The sequence below is a fragment of the Blautia luti genome (assembly GCF_013304735.1).
Lineage (GTDB): Bacteria > Bacillota > Clostridia > Lachnospirales > Lachnospiraceae > Blautia_A.
This window is the reverse complement of sequence record NZ_JAAITI010000039.1, coordinates 1-13,821: the sequence shown is the minus strand read 5'-3', so window position 1 is coordinate 13,821 and position 13,821 is coordinate 1. Positions and strand designations below refer to the sequence as shown.

The following is a 13,821-nucleotide window of genomic DNA, read 5'->3' as shown; positions in this document are numbered from 1 at the left end:
AGTTAAAGAATTTCTTTTAGATAACGCTCCAGGGCATCCTGCCATGTTGGAAGGGGCTGGAAACCGTTTCTTACAAGTTTGGACTTATCCAGGCGGCTGTTGAAAGGACGGACCGCTTTGGAAACACCATATTCCGCAGTTGTAACAGGGGAAACCTGCACATTTTCGTATTCTTTATGTCCGAGGGCAGCAGCCTGACGGAAGATTTCTTTTGTGAAATCATACCAGCTGATGAAACCGCCCTCGTTGGTTGCATGATAATAGCCGTATTTTTCTGTCTCGATCATGTCTACCAGAAGACGGGCAAGGTCATAGGTGTAGGTTGGTGTACCGATCTGGTCACTGACTACGGTCAGTTTGTCGTGGGTTTTCCCTAAGTTTACCATGGTGCGGATAAAGTTCTTACCGTTTTTGCCGAATACCCAGGCAATACGTACGATAAAGAATTTATCAACAGTGCCGGATACTGCCAGCTCGCCGTCAAGCTTGGTTTGGCCGTATACATTCTGGGGAGCGTAGTCTTTGCAGTCCGGATCCCATGGAGTGGTTCCCTGGCCGTCAAAAACATAGTCTGTGGAAATGTACATCATTTTGATGCCAAGCTCTTTACAGATGTCCGCAATGTTCTGGGTTCCCACAACATTGACAAGACGTACTTTTTCGCGATTTTCTTCATCTTCTGCAGCATCTACGGCTGTCCATGCGGCACAGTGAACCACTGCGTCAGGATTTACCTCGCGGATGGCTTTTGCTACTGCTTCTTTATCTGTGATATCCAGCTGGACATAAGGCATGGTGGTAACCGGAGTACCATCTGCAATGCCGCTGTAGGAAGGTGCAATGTCGCTTCCTACGCCTTCATGTCCACGGCTGGACAGTTCATTCATCACGTCATGGCCAAGCTGGCCGCCAACGCCTGTTACGAAAAATTTCATGCTTTAACCTCCTCGCGGTTTCCATACATTTTTTCGTAGTAATTCTGGTACTCACCGGAGATGATGGTTTCCCACCATTCCTTGTTGTCAAGGTACCATTTGATGGTCTTTTTGATTCCGTCTGCAAATTTTGTCTCCGGAAGCCAGCCAAGTTCGTTATGGATCTTGGTCGGGTCGATGGCATAGCGCATGTCGTGGCCTTTACGGTCAGCTACGTGTGTGATCAGGCTTTCCGGTTTTCCAAGTTCCTTGCAGATCAGTTTTACGATGTCGATGTTCTTCATCTCATTGTGTCCGCCTACGTTGTAAACCTCACCTACACGTCCTTTGTGGATGATCAGATCGATGGCACGGCAGTGATCCTCAACATAGAGCCAGTCACGGACATTTTCACCTTTTCCGTAAACTGGAAGTGGTTTGTCGTTCAGAGCGTTGGCGATCATCAGCGGAATCAGTTTTTCCGGGAAGTGATACGGGCCGTAGTTGTTGGAGCAGCGGCTGATGGTCACTGGCAGGCCGTAAGTTCTGTGATATGCCAGAACAAGAAGATCAGCGCCAGCTTTGGAAGAGCTGTACGGGCTGCTTGTGTGAATCGGAGTTTCCTCTGTGAAGAAAAGGTCCGGTCTGTCAAGAGGAAGATCTCCGTAAACCTCATCTGTGGAAACCTGATGATAGCGCTGAATTCCGTATTTACGGCAGGCATCCATAAGGACTGCAGTACCTTTGATGTTGGTGTCAAGGAATACTTCCGGGTTCTCGATGGAACGGTCTACGTGGCTCTCAGCTGCGAAGTTTACCACGATGTCCGGATGCTCTTCCTCGAAAAGCTTGTAAACAGCGTCACGGTCTGTGATGCTCTCCTTTACAAAGCGGAAGTTCGGTTTGTCCATAACCGGTGCAAGAGTGGAAAGGTTTCCTGCGTAAGTCAGGCAGTCCAGGCATACGATACGATAGTCCGGATGAGCCTCCATCATATGAAAAATAAAGTTGCTTCCGATAAATCCGGCACCGCCGGTAACAATGATTGTCATAAAAAATCTCCTTTATAATATGAATGATTGATCTTATACGGATTCCGTCGGAACGGAGCCCGCCGGTAAATACAGTGTTAAAAAACAGATCGGCTCAGTGAAGAGCGTCCAGATATTTTCCGTCCAGAACATCCTTGAGATACTGACCGTACTGGTTTTTCTTAAGGATTTCGTAAACCTTGAGCACGTCCTCCTTTGTGATCCAGCCGTTTAAGTAAGCAATCTCCTCAAGGCATGCGATCTTGCGGTGCTGATGCTGCTCCATGGTCTTTACGAAGTTGGTTGCCTCTACAAGGCTTTCGTGTGTACCGGTATCCAGCCATGTGAAGCCCTGGCCCAGAAGCTCGACGTTCAGCTGTCCCTTCTCAAGATAGATACGGTTCAGGTCTGTGATCTCAAGCTCGCCTCTTGCGCTTGGCTTCAGGTTCTTTGCGTACTCTACAACCTTGTTGTCGTAGAAGTAGAGACCGGTGACACAGTAGTTACTCTTTGGCTTTTCCGGTTTCTCTTCAATGGAAACTGCTTTTCCGTTCTGGTCGAATTCCACGATGCCGAAACGCTCCGGATCATCTACATAGTATCCGAAAACAGTGGCACCTTTGCCTGTTTCTGCATTGTCTACAGCAGCTTTCAGGCGCTTTTTGAGGCCATGTCCTGCGAAAATGTTGTCACCAAGGACCATACATACGGTGTCGTTGCCGATGAATTCCTCGCCGATGATAAATGCCTGAGCAAGTCCGTCCGGGCTTGGCTGTACAGCATAGGTAAGGTTGACACCGAACTGATGGCCGTCACCGAGAAGCTCCTCAAATCTCGGGGTATCCTGCGGGGTGGAGATGATCAGGATATCACGGATGCCTGCGTTCATAAGAACAGACATAGGATAGTAGATCATCGGTTTGTCAAAGATCGGCAGAAGCTGTTTGGAGGTCACCATGGTAAGCGGGTAAAGACGTGTTCCGGAGCCTCCGGCTAAAATAATTCCTTTCATATGTTTTCTCCTTTGCGTGATGATGTGCAGCATAAGTCGTGCCTGCACATAACTTTGTTACTGTAACTGTATTATAAAAGGTGACGCAAGGTCACCTTCAAGAGCTTTTTTCATAATTTTTATTTTTGGCTATTTTTCACAAAGAAATACGCCGGCATCCTTGGTAATGCGGAATCCTTTGGCAGTTTTTCTGGCGGTGTAGGCCCGGAATTCCTTGTAACGGTCCAATATATACTGATTCTGGTTGCCGTGGCAGGAGAGGACGTAGGAGATCAGCGGCTCCGCATCCTGGACCAGAAGGCAGTCTTCATAAGAAAGCCACTGAGCCTTTGGGAAAAAAGGCGCCAGGATACTCTGGCCGTTTTCACGTCCGAACCGTTCATAAAGCCGGTCTGCGGAAAGCACGATCCGTTCATCAAAATCCTGCACCAGCTGGCTGACCTCCTGCATATGTGCCTTTCCGTAAGCACTGCAGAGAAATCTTCCGCCGGGAGCGAGGACACGGCGGACTTCCTTCAGGACGGAGGGAATATCATCGCAGTAAAAAAGCACGTGATTGGCGATCACCAGATCAAAGCTTTCGTCCTTGCAGGGGATTTTTCGGCAGTCAAAGGCCCGGAATGCAAACCGGGTATCCGAGGAACCGATGGCTCGTCTGGCATCACGGAGCATACCGCTGGAAATATCGGAAAGTGTGATGGAGATATCCTCCGGCAGAAGGGAAAGGTTGTCGGTCCATAACGTTCCGTCCCCGCAGCCCAGCTCCAGAATACGAAGACCGGGCGAGATCCGGCATTGCTCAAAGATCCAGGGAAACCATCCCTGTTTGTTCTGGGAGTACAGACTGTGGAGATTGATCCTGGAGGAAATGTTGGTGGCATTCTGATACTGATTCTTGAGGCTTTTTTCCATGCCGGTCAGGTGGATCAGGTTCAGCATCTGGCTCCAGTCAATGGTGTGCTGTTCATTTATCACCTGTGCGGTATCCTGGATCGCTTTTTCCACCAGCTGCATTTGTTCGATCCGGTCACGGACCAGACGAAGCTGGATATTCAGAGAATTCAGCATGAAATGATAATCGGAATCACCGATGGTCATTTCACGGATGTCATCCAGGGAAAAGCCCAGATATTTCAGAAGGAGGATCTGCTGAAGCCTTGCAAAATCCTCGTCTGTATAAAAACGTGCGCCGGATTCGGTGACGAGAGAGGGTTTCAGGATATCCTGTTTATCATAATAGCGGACAGTACGCAGAGTTACATGTGCCATGCGTGCAAATTCGCCGGAGGAATAGTAGCCGTCTTTTTTCATAAAAAATAGAATCCTTTCTGAGAAAATAATAAATATCCTGTCATGAAGTCATAAGAGAATTATAATTCAGATCCGGAAGCCGTACAAGAGAAAAACAATATTGACAAAATTCTGCTGGTTTGTTAGTATATCGTTTCGAAAAAAAGGAACCCCGGAATCATATTTCCGGGATAAGCGTTCGATATAAAAAGGAGTAATTTTTATGCGAAACCGTACTCTGGATATGGTAAAGGCGATCTGTGCTTATGCAGTTGTGCTTCTTCACGTCCATTTTCCGGGAAATGCCGGGATCATAGCCAATGTACTTGCCAGATTTGCAGTACCTGTGTTTTTTATGGTTTCCGGATATTTCTGCTTCCGTGGTGACGATACGGAATTTGTAAGAACCGGGAAAAAAGTCCGGCATGTTCTTAAACTGATGCTTGTGGCATTTCCGGTCTGCTGTCTGTGGGAGCTGATCCAGAACCACATCGACGGAGCAAGCCAGAAGGAATGGCTGGAAGCCCTGGTTTCGGGGGAACATATTCGCCAGTTTCTTCTATATAATAACAGCTCTCAGGTGAAATGGCATCTGTGGTTTCTCCCGGCACTGCTCTATTGTTATCTTCTTTTTGCCCTGGCAGCAAGATTCCGGATTTGTAAGCAGGCATATGTTCTGATACCGGTGCTTCTTCTGATCCATTTCGGAATGGAGGAATTTTCGACCTTCCTGTTCCCGGAAAAGCATTTCCGTGTTATGCAGTTTCGAAACTATCTGTTTACCGGATTTCCGTTTTTTATGTTGGGACATCTGATACACAGACATCAGGAAAAGCTGGAAGCCTGGTTTGCCGGAAAAAAAGTGTTTCTTTTGTATGGCATGGCAGCTGGCGGCGGGATCGCAAGTCTGCTGGAATACCGGTATTTTGGCAAACTGGAATTGTTTCTGGGTTCAGTATTTATGGCTGTTGGCCTTTTTCTCATTGCGATCATGGGAAAAAATCGGAAAGTGCCCGAGCTTCCGGTAGCCATCGGTCAGAAATATGCATTTTTTATTTATCTGTTCCATCTCTGTGTGGCGGATATCCTGAAGGATGTGGCTGTGGCAGTTGGAATTGAGAAAAATCTTTTATATCTGTGGATGAGACCGGTGATGGTCTGTGTTTTTGTGACTGCTGTGGCGGTAATGTATGGATATGGAATGAGGATCTGCCGGAAATAGAGGAGTTTATGGTATTTTCATATTTATGCGCTGTGATTTTGTACTAAAATATGCTAAAATATCCTTTATTGATAAGTCACAGCACTCCCCCGGAGGATGTGGGGAAAGCGACTGGAATATCCTGCTTCAGGGTGAAAAATACTGAGACGTGAAAGAAAAAGGAGATTTTTATGGATTTACAAAACAGAGCGGAGGCCGGCGGTGACGGACACGATGAGAGTGTACTGAATCCGGAGATGCCCAACGAAACAGATCTGACGAAGAAGGAACGCCGCCGGATCGAAAAAGAGAAACTGAAGGGAATGGGAACAGGTAAGAAGATTCAGTATATCTGGATGTATTATAAGATACATATGCTGTGCGTGCTTCTTGCCATTGGCGGAGTCTGTCTGGGAGTGAATATTTATCGTCACGCACAGATGAAGACGGTGCTTTCCATTGCAGTGGTGAATGCAGGGGATTTTGACGCTGAGAAGGTGGAAGAGGATGCCCTGAAGACACTGGGAACAGAGGATAAATATGCAGAAGTCAGTGTGGCACAGAATCTGATGACGGACGAGACAGGAGAGGATTTCGATTATTATGCCAGGATCGCATATGTGACGGAAATCCAGAGTGCTACCGTTGATGTCCTGATCATGCCGAAGGAACTCTATGAACATGAGAAGGACAGCGGAATGTATGCAGATCTCAGGGAAACGTTTGGAGATGAGGTATTTGAGTCTTTGGGCGCTGTGGATGATCAGCATCTGGAGCTTGACGGCAGCAGTAGTATTGCTCAGGAATTTGGCCTGAGATATGATCCGGTGTGCATCTGCCTTCCGGGTAATGTGAAGAATAAAGATAATGCATTGAAATGGATCCAGTCTGTTCTGAAATGATGAATCCATATGTCTGGCTGAGTACAGAGATAAATAAGGCCTCCGGTTCGTAATACAGGAACCGGAGGCCTTATTATATATGAATATTACAGTGTATCGTTACGTTTGATGTAGCCGGGCTCATCTGCAGGACGGATGATCTCCTTGGCATGTGTGATCTTGGCATGCTTGTCTACGACCAGATTTTCGATATGGACATTTTCACCGATGGTGCAGTCTGCAAGAACTACACAGTTCTTGATAACAGCGCCCTTTTTGATGGTACAGCCACGTCCGACAATAGAATTCTCTACAGTTCCCTCGATCATGGAGCCGTTGGAGATAACGGAGTTGGAAACATTAGCTGTGTCAAAATAATGGGTCGGGCAGGAGTTATTGGTGCGTGTATAGATCGGCCAGTTATCATGGAAAAGATCTGTTGCAGTTTTGTAGTCGATCAGATCCATATTTGCATCGTGATAGCTCTTGAAATCAGTGATCGATGCAAAATATCCGCGATGAGATATACCACGCACATCCAGCTCACCGTCTCTGCAGCCGGCATTGATCACGTCTGCAAGGGTATAAAGAGAGGAAATCTCTTTTGCCTTATGGATGAGGCTGATGAAAAGCTCCTTGCTCATTACGTAGGTATCCATGAAAATGTTGCGGTTCTTTGCATTGCCGTGGTTGTGCTCAATGGAGAGAACACCCTTCTGACGGTTCAGGTTCAGGATGTGGCAGTTCAGATAGTTCTCCTTGGCATTATCAACGGAATGATAAAGCATGGTCACATCTGCACCGGATTCGATATGGGCATCGATCAGCTTGGAATAGTCGGTGGTGTAGATCATGTAATTCGGAGCGATAACAACATACGGATAATGAACTGCTTCGATGCACTCCAGATTGGAGTAGTAGTTGTCGATATCGGTGTTATAGATATCGTTGACTCCGAAATGCTCTGAAAAGAGGAGTTGGAGATTACCGCTCTTGGAGTTGATGTTATAGTGACGTCCGGTTCCGAGATGTTCTACAAGAGAACGGGGTTTGTTCTTTACATAGACCTGAATGTACTCAATTCCGCTGTTGGTCATATTTGAGATCGGGAAGTCGATGACACGATATCTTCCGAGAAATGAAAAGGCGCCGATCGCACGGTAGTCCTGAAGCCCCTCCACATGGATATTTCTTTCTGAGGAATTCACGATTCCAAATGCTTTAAACATATTACTCAGCCCCCTTTACACGTTTTGATACAAGTTCGATGTGCTCACTGTCCTTGGAACCGACACGAGCATTGGTACCGATCACGACTCCGTCTGCAACGAGAGCACGCTGGACAACGGCACCTGCTTCAACAACAACACCCGGCATCAGGACACTGTCGATGATCTTGGCACCAGGACCGACCTTGACACCTGTGAAAAGTACGGAGTTGGTGATCTCACCTTCTACAACACAGCCCTGAGTGATGAAAGCAGTGTTGATCACAGCTGTATCACAGATATACTGTGGAAGAGAGGTAGCATCCTCAGTGTAGATTTTCCAGGTAGGATCGTTAAGATCCAGTTCACTGTTTGGACTGAGAAGATCCATGTTTGCTTCCCAGAGAGAATCGATGGTTCCTACATCCTTCCAGTAGCCTTTGAACTTGTAGGCGTAGAGTGCCTTGTCCTGTGCAAGGAGTGTAGGGATGATGTCTTTACCGAAATCGTGATTGGAATCAGGATTCTTGATATCAGCCAGCAGGAGCTTGCGCAGAAGCTTCCAGTTGAATATGTAGATACCCATGGAGGCAAGATTGCTCTTCGGGTGTTCCGGTTTCTCCTCAAATTCCACGATGCGGTCATCTTCACCGGTGTTCATGATACCGAAACGGCTGGCTTCCTTCATGGGAACCTCGATAACTGCAATAGTCGCATCTGCCTTATGCTGGATATGGTCATCAAGCATCTTTGCATAATTCATCTTATAGATGTGGTCACCGGAAAGGATCAGAAGGTATTCCGGGTTCTGTGAGTCGATGAAATCAATATTCTGAGAGATCGCATCAGCTGTTCCACGGTATACATCCAGACCGGCATCAGCCTTCTCACGTGGAGGAAGTACATAAACTCCGCTGTCCTTGGCATCAAGGCCCCAGCGGCCACCGGCTGCTACATAGCTGTTCAGTAAAACTGATTCATACTGTGTCAGTACACCTACGACATCAATGCCGCTGTTGGCACAGTTACTGAGCGGAAAATCCACGATGCGATACTTACCACCATAACCAACGGCTGGCTTGGCAACTTTATTCGTCAACTCGTGAAGACGACTTCCTCTTCCGCCGGCCAGAATCATTGCTAACATACTGTTTTGTTTCATGGCGAATCCTCACTTTCATTTCTTGTTTATTGTCAGAAGTGTTTTAACTTAAAAACAATAAAATTTGTTCATATTATACACCTTTTGGGATTGAAAATCCAGTTTTTTGTGCAAAAAAACGTTATTTTTGTGTTAAAATTTTGTGCGAATTTGAAAAAATTGACAGGTAATTTGTCGGAATAGAAAGAAACGGTCAAAGCCGGTCCTGAAATTCAGATAAAATGGTGAAAAAACATCCAGAATCCGGATTTGCTTGCGTAAGAAGAGGAAAAAGTGTATTCTGAAAAAAAGATTTTATTCGGACAAAAGTATCCGGCGAAGAACTATTTGGGAATAACAGAGGGAGAAAATAAGATGAAAGATGAAAAAATTTCCAACTATGTAAAGCTATGTGAAGACTGGGCAGATAAATTCATGAAAATGGATCAGGAAAATTTAAGAAAAAGAGTTCCGGAACTGAAGGAAGAAAATGGATTTCTTACCCTGATCCATTTCGGACGAAAATACGGGATCAGCCTGAATGATGGAAGCATCTGCAGTATGGATGGCCAGCAGGAGCCGGATACAACAGAAATGCTGAATATTTATACACTCCTCGGATATGCCAAAGAAGGAGCGTTTTTTATGAATAAATGGGTACCTTTTGCAGATCTTCGCAATGCAAGACCTTTTGCACCGGCATATAAGATCGGTGAGACCGATGTGTTTGGAGCTACGTTTTCCGGACATGAAAAAGAACTTCGGGAAGCATTCTGCAAACTTGGAGGAAAAGAACTCCCACAGGGAGATGTGGGCTATGAAATCAGAGCCTTTGAATGTATGCCAATGAGATTTTTTTTCTGGGAGAGAGATGAGGAGTTTGAAGCCCAGGGAAATATTCTTTTTGATTACAGCGCCACAGATTTTAATCATGTGGAGAGCGCGGTATCCATTGCAGATGCAGGGATTAAGCGTCTGGCAGAGCTGGCAGGCCTGCCGGTCAGGGGAAAATCGTTTCAAATGAAATAAAGACGGGATTGACGAACCGGAATGGATGTGGTAATGTGTGTTAGAAAGAAGTTAGTTTAAACTAACAATGAGGAAAACATGCTACATGGGAAAATATCTGAAATCAGTGGGGAAAAACAGTCTTGATTTTCTGAAATATGTAGGCCCGGGTCTGCTTGTAACAGTGGGATTTATTGATCCGGGAAACTGGGCATCCAATATAGCGGCAGGTTCCGGTTATGGATACAGCCTTCTGTGGATGGTGACGTTGTCGACAGTTATGCTGATCATTTTGCAGCATAATGCAGCGCATCTGGGAATTGTCACTGGTCTTTGTATTTCGGAAGCGGCCAGCCGTTATATGAATAAAACAGTAAAAAACATCGTACTCTGGACTGCGGTTGCAGCAGCGGTTGCAACTGCCATGGCAGAAATTCTGGGAGGTGCCATGGCTCTTAAGATGCTGTTCCATATTCCGGTACGGGCGGGAAGCATGGTGATACTTGTGGCAGTGCTGGCATGCCAGTTTACAAATGCCTATAAAAAAATTGAAAAACTGATTATATTATTTGTTTCGCTGATTGGATTTTCTTTTCTGATTGAGATTGGCATGGCAGATATTGACTGGCCGGCTGCAATGACTGGATGGGTGAAACCGGATTTTCCGGAAAATTCCATGCCTGTGATTATGAGTGTCCTTGGAGCGGTTGTAATGCCGCACAATCTTTTTCTCCATTCGGAAGTAATTCAGAGCAGACAGTGGAATCTGGAAGAGGAGGAAGTAATTCAGAAGCAGCTGAAGTATGAGTTTAAGGATACGCTTTTTTCCATGATTATCGGATGGGCAATCAACAGTGCAATGATTCTGATGGCGGCGGCGACTTTTTATAAAAACGGGGAAGGCGCGGTCGATGATCTGGCTGTGGCGGGAAATATGCTGACTCCTCTCATGGGAAAAGGGGCCTCCGTAATTTTTGCCCTGGCACTTCTTCTGGCAGGACTTTCCTCCAGTATTACAGCCGGAATGGCAGGCGGGACTATTTTTTCAGGAATTTTTAATAAACCTTATGATATCAGTACAAAAGAAACCAGGCAGGGAGTACTGGTAACCATGGTTCCGGCAGCATTGCTGATTCTTCTGATCCGTTCACCCTTTGATGGCCTGATTTATTCGCAGATGCTTCTGGGAATGCAGCTGCCCATCACTATTTTTACACAGATATATCTTACCTCGTCCACCAGGGTTATGGGAAAATATGCCAACAGTACCAGATTGAAGATAACCTTATGGACGATTGCGGGAATTGTAACGCTTTTAAATGCAGGATTGCTGATTACGTCTATATAAGTTGGGAAGATATCGAAGCAGATGGAGCATATCTTCGGGAATCATATGAAAAATATGGAAAAAAAGGAGAATCATAGGAAAAAATGTTTGCCATTATTACAAAAAAAGTATATTATTACATAACTATGAATTTTGGTGACTATTTTAATTTATCTGTGAGGTGTCCTGACAGAAGTCTCTGTCAATTTTCCAGAAACATTTTTCGATTTCAGTATGGACAGAAGAGAACCGGAAGCAGAGAAGTATAAGGGTCCTGGAGGTGTAAAAAGTGGGCAAGAATGCGTCGGGAATGTATGTAATAGATGCAGATTATAATATCGTCAGCTATAACCATGCAGCAGAAATTATATACCCGGAGCTGAAAAAAGGAGAAAAATGTTATCGATGTCTTCAGCATAATGAGGAACCATGTGAAAGCTGTCCTGTTGTCAACGGGATTGAAGGTCCGAAGAATTATCTGGAACCGCGGCGGAATGTTCTGCGGTCCATTGATGCGGTAGAGATTCCGCTGGAATCCGGAGAAATGGAGCATGCAATGATATTTTCGGCGGCAGAAGCCACAGAAGAAGCATACAGGGGAATTACCAATAATGGAGAAAATCCTCTGCTTCTGGGAATTATCAATGTGCTCGGCAAGGACTACAGTAATATTTATTCGTTAGACTGTGCCACGCATAAGATACAAATTTGCCGTTTCCATAATCATGTACTTGGCAGGGTAAGTGAAAGTCTGATCTGCGAGGAACCTTATGAGAAAGTAATGGATATCTATATAGAAGATAATGTTGCATCTGAGGATCAGACCAGAATGAGGCAGATGATGGATTTTGACAAAATCTGTCAGCGTCTGAAAAAGGTTTCCCAGTTTATGATCCACTATAGGGTGAGAAGGGACGGAATTACACATTATTACTATGTAAAATGTGCAAGAATTGGAAAAGCAGAGGATTTTGAGGCGATTGTTCTGGCTTTTGCCAATGAAGATATGGATATTCAACACAGTGAAATGGAATCAATTCTGGAACCAGGCGGACCATCGTCCAGAAGAAAGCTTCTTATAATAGAAGATAATGAACTAAACCGGAAACTTCTGGCAGAGCTCCTGGAAGACAGTTATGAAGTTATGACTGCGGTTAACGGAGAAGAGGGACTGAAGCTGCTGGGAGAAAATTACCGTGATATTTCTGCAATTCTTCTGGATGTGAGTATGCCAATCTGTGACGGATTTCAGTTTCTGGACAGAATCCGGGATGATGTAATGCTTTCTTCTGTTCCGGTAATTGTAATAACAGGAAGTAACCGCCCGGAAGATGAGGTTCGCTGTCTGGAACTGGGTGCCGTTGACTTTATCCGGAAGCCTTACAATGTCCGGATTGTGAAGGGAAAGATCAACAGTGTAATCAAGCTTCGGGAATCTGCGATTGTTTTGTCTGCACTGGAATACGATGAGCTGACGGGACTTTATATCCGCCAGGCGTTTTTCCATCATGCAAAAACACTGATGCGTGTCAAAAAAGACCAGAAGTTTCATGTGGTTGTGGCAGATGTCAAAAATTTCAAGTGGATTAACAGTACCTATGGAGAAAAAACGGGAGATCAGGTGCTGGCGTATCTTGGAGAGGCATACAAAAGCCAGGTCCACAGTGGAATGGTAGCCAGATACGGTGGAGATCAGTTTGTTGCTATTGTATATGGGGATCTGAATTTTGGAAAAGACAAGGTAGAAGCTGCAATTCGTAAGATTGCAGAGCAAGCTCCGATTTCAAATCTGTCTGTGAATTATGGCATTTATGAAAATGTGGATAAAACACTGCCACTGACGCTGATCTGTGACAGGGCATTTCTTGCCATGAAGAGTATACAGAATGACTATGAGCATTCGTTTGCTTTTTATGATGAGGAGATGGGGCGGAAACATATCCGTGACAGGATGATGGAAAATGAGTTTGATGAAGCTATCCGCAATGAAGAATTTGTGGTTTATCTCCAGCCTAAATATAATGTAGTAACAGAAGAAATCGCAGGTGCGGAAGCACTTGTACGATGGAAGAAAAAAGATGGCTCTATGGTATCTCCAGGTGAATTTATTCCACTTTATGAGAAGGATGGATTGATTGTACGCCTGGATGAATATGTGTTTAATAAAGTATGTGAGATTCAGAAAACACTTATGAGGTCAGGGAAAAAGCTGATCCCTATTTCGGTGAATCTTTCCAGGGCAAGTATCCACTACGAAAATATGATTTTGCGTTATGTACATATTGTAGAGGAGAATGGTATTCCATTTTTCGCAGTGCCTATTGAACTTACAGAGACAGCAGCTCTTTATAATGTGCAGATTAAAGAGCTTACAGAGAAGATGGTAAATGCCGGATTTGAACTTCATATGGATGATTTTGGATCCGGATATTCTTCCATGACAAGTTTAAACCAGCTGCCCTTTGATACGCTGAAACTGGACAAGAGCCTGATTGATTACATAGAAAATTCGAGAGGAAAAGAAGTGATCCGCCATACCATAGCCCTGGCACACAGTCTGGGAATGCAGGTACTTGCAGAAGGGGTGGAAACGGCCAGTCAGGTAAAAATTCTCCGGGAACTGGACTGTGATGAAATTCAGGGATTTTATTATTCCAGACCGGTACCGTGGGAAGAATTCTGCACAGATTTTATGGGAAAATAAAACAGAATTACAACACGCTGACAGTATTTAACTGGCAGCGTGTTTTTTGTTGTGTGACAGTAAAAATAAACCCCCTGCTATGCAGGGGGAGGGAAGATCTTTAG

11 protein-coding genes are annotated in these 13,821 nt (G+C 45.1%); 5 read left to right on the top strand and 6 right to left on the bottom strand.

What is annotated here, in order from left to right; genetic code table 11:
* Positions 1–2 precede the first annotated feature (2 nt).
* The 4 genes from rfbD to G5B06_RS15520 all read right to left on the bottom strand — a co-directional run bounded on the left by rfbD (position 3) and on the right by G5B06_RS15520 (position 4,268).
* Complete coding sequence (rfbD, locus tag G5B06_RS15535) at positions 3–935, bottom strand: dTDP-4-dehydrorhamnose reductase (protein WP_173762576.1); 933 nt, start codon at positions 933–935, stop codon at positions 3–5.
* Entirely contained in the window at positions 932–1,966 is a 1,035-nt protein-coding gene (gene rfbB / locus G5B06_RS15530; RefSeq protein ID WP_015525710.1) for a dTDP-glucose 4,6-dehydratase, read from the bottom strand. The genes rfbD and rfbB overlap by 4 nt, the downstream gene beginning before the upstream one ends.
* A gap of 94 nt (positions 1,967–2,060) precedes the next feature.
* Positions 2,061–2,957 (bottom strand): glucose-1-phosphate thymidylyltransferase RfbA, encoded by an 897-nt coding sequence (rfbA, locus tag G5B06_RS15525; protein WP_015525711.1) that lies wholly within the window; start codon positions 2,955–2,957, stop codon positions 2,061–2,063.
* A gap of 129 nt (positions 2,958–3,086) precedes the next feature.
* On the bottom strand, positions 3,087–4,268 hold the full coding sequence (locus G5B06_RS15520) for a MerR family transcriptional regulator (protein WP_173772465.1): 1,182 nt from the start codon (positions 4,266–4,268) through the stop codon (positions 3,087–3,089).
* 202 nt (positions 4,269–4,470) lie between these two features.
* On the opposite strand from G5B06_RS15520, the gene G5B06_RS15515 reads away from it, so the two are divergent.
* Together G5B06_RS15515 and G5B06_RS15510 are read left to right on the top strand one after the other, a co-directional pair.
* Entirely contained in the window at positions 4,471–5,469 is a 999-nt protein-coding gene (locus G5B06_RS15515; RefSeq protein WP_173746260.1) for an acyltransferase, read from the top strand.
* Positions 5,470–5,639: 170 nt separating this feature from the next.
* Positions 5,640–6,350: a hypothetical protein gene (locus G5B06_RS15510; protein ID WP_173746258.1), complete on the top strand. Its 711-nt coding sequence runs from the start codon at positions 5,640–5,642 to the stop codon at positions 6,348–6,350.
* A gap of 86 nt (positions 6,351–6,436) precedes the next feature.
* Here G5B06_RS15510 and glgD read toward each other — a convergent pair whose 3' ends face one another.
* Entirely contained in the window at positions 6,437–7,558 is a 1,122-nt protein-coding gene (glgD, locus tag G5B06_RS15505; protein ID WP_118514924.1) for a glucose-1-phosphate adenylyltransferase subunit GlgD, read from the bottom strand.
* Between the two features lies 1 nt (position 7,559).
* Positions 7,560–8,699 carry a glucose-1-phosphate adenylyltransferase gene (locus G5B06_RS15500; protein WP_059086314.1) on the bottom strand — a complete coding sequence of 380 codons (1,140 nt, stop codon included), beginning with the start codon at positions 8,697–8,699 and terminating at the stop codon, positions 7,560–7,562.
* Between the two features lie 354 nt (positions 8,700–9,053).
* On the opposite strand from G5B06_RS15500, the gene G5B06_RS15495 reads away from it, so the two are divergent.
* The 3 genes from G5B06_RS15495 (at position 9,054) to G5B06_RS15485 (ending at position 13,717) form a co-directional block, all read left to right on the top strand.
* Positions 9,054–9,707, top strand: a complete 654-nt coding sequence (locus G5B06_RS15495; protein WP_173762578.1) for a DUF3786 domain-containing protein — start codon at positions 9,054–9,056, stop codon at positions 9,705–9,707.
* Positions 9,708–9,792: 85 nt separating this feature from the next.
* On the top strand, positions 9,793–11,034 hold the full coding sequence (locus G5B06_RS15490) for an Nramp family divalent metal transporter (protein ID WP_173772463.1): 1,242 nt from the start codon (positions 9,793–9,795) through the stop codon (positions 11,032–11,034).
* Between the two features lie 268 nt (positions 11,035–11,302).
* Positions 11,303–13,717 carry a putative bifunctional diguanylate cyclase/phosphodiesterase gene (locus G5B06_RS15485; protein WP_330606504.1) on the top strand — a complete coding sequence of 805 codons (2,415 nt, stop codon included), beginning with the start codon at positions 11,303–11,305 and terminating at the stop codon, positions 13,715–13,717.
* The last annotated feature ends 104 nt before the right edge of the window (positions 13,718–13,821 follow it).

Bases quoted from the DNA above. Each gene is read 5' to 3' on its own strand.
- G5B06_RS15500 (WP_059086314.1), bottom strand. From the start codon at position 8,699: ATGAAACAAAACAGTATGTTAGCAATGATTCTGGCCGGCGGAAGAGGA.
- G5B06_RS15510 (WP_173746258.1), top strand. From the start codon at position 5,640: ATGGATTTACAAAACAGAGCGGAGGCCGGCGGTGACGGACACGATGAG.
- rfbA (WP_015525711.1), bottom strand. From the start codon at position 2,957: ATGAAAGGAATTATTTTAGCCGGAGGCTCCGGAACACGTCTTTACCCG.
- rfbD (WP_173762576.1), bottom strand. From the start codon at position 935: ATGAAATTTTTCGTAACAGGCGTTGGCGGCCAGCTTGGCCATGACGTG.
- G5B06_RS15515 (WP_173746260.1), top strand. From the start codon at position 4,471: ATGCGAAACCGTACTCTGGATATGGTAAAGGCGATCTGTGCTTATGCA.
- rfbB (WP_015525710.1), bottom strand. From the start codon at position 1,966: ATGACAATCATTGTTACCGGCGGTGCCGGATTTATCGGAAGCAACTTT.
- G5B06_RS15520 (WP_173772465.1), bottom strand. From the start codon at position 4,268: ATGAAAAAAGACGGCTACTATTCCTCCGGCGAATTTGCACGCATGGCA.
- G5B06_RS15490 (WP_173772463.1), top strand. From the start codon at position 9,793: ATGGGAAAATATCTGAAATCAGTGGGGAAAAACAGTCTTGATTTTCTG.
- G5B06_RS15495 (WP_173762578.1), top strand. From the start codon at position 9,054: ATGAAAGATGAAAAAATTTCCAACTATGTAAAGCTATGTGAAGACTGG.
- glgD (WP_118514924.1), bottom strand. From the start codon at position 7,558: ATGTTTAAAGCATTTGGAATCGTGAATTCCTCAGAAAGAAATATCCAT.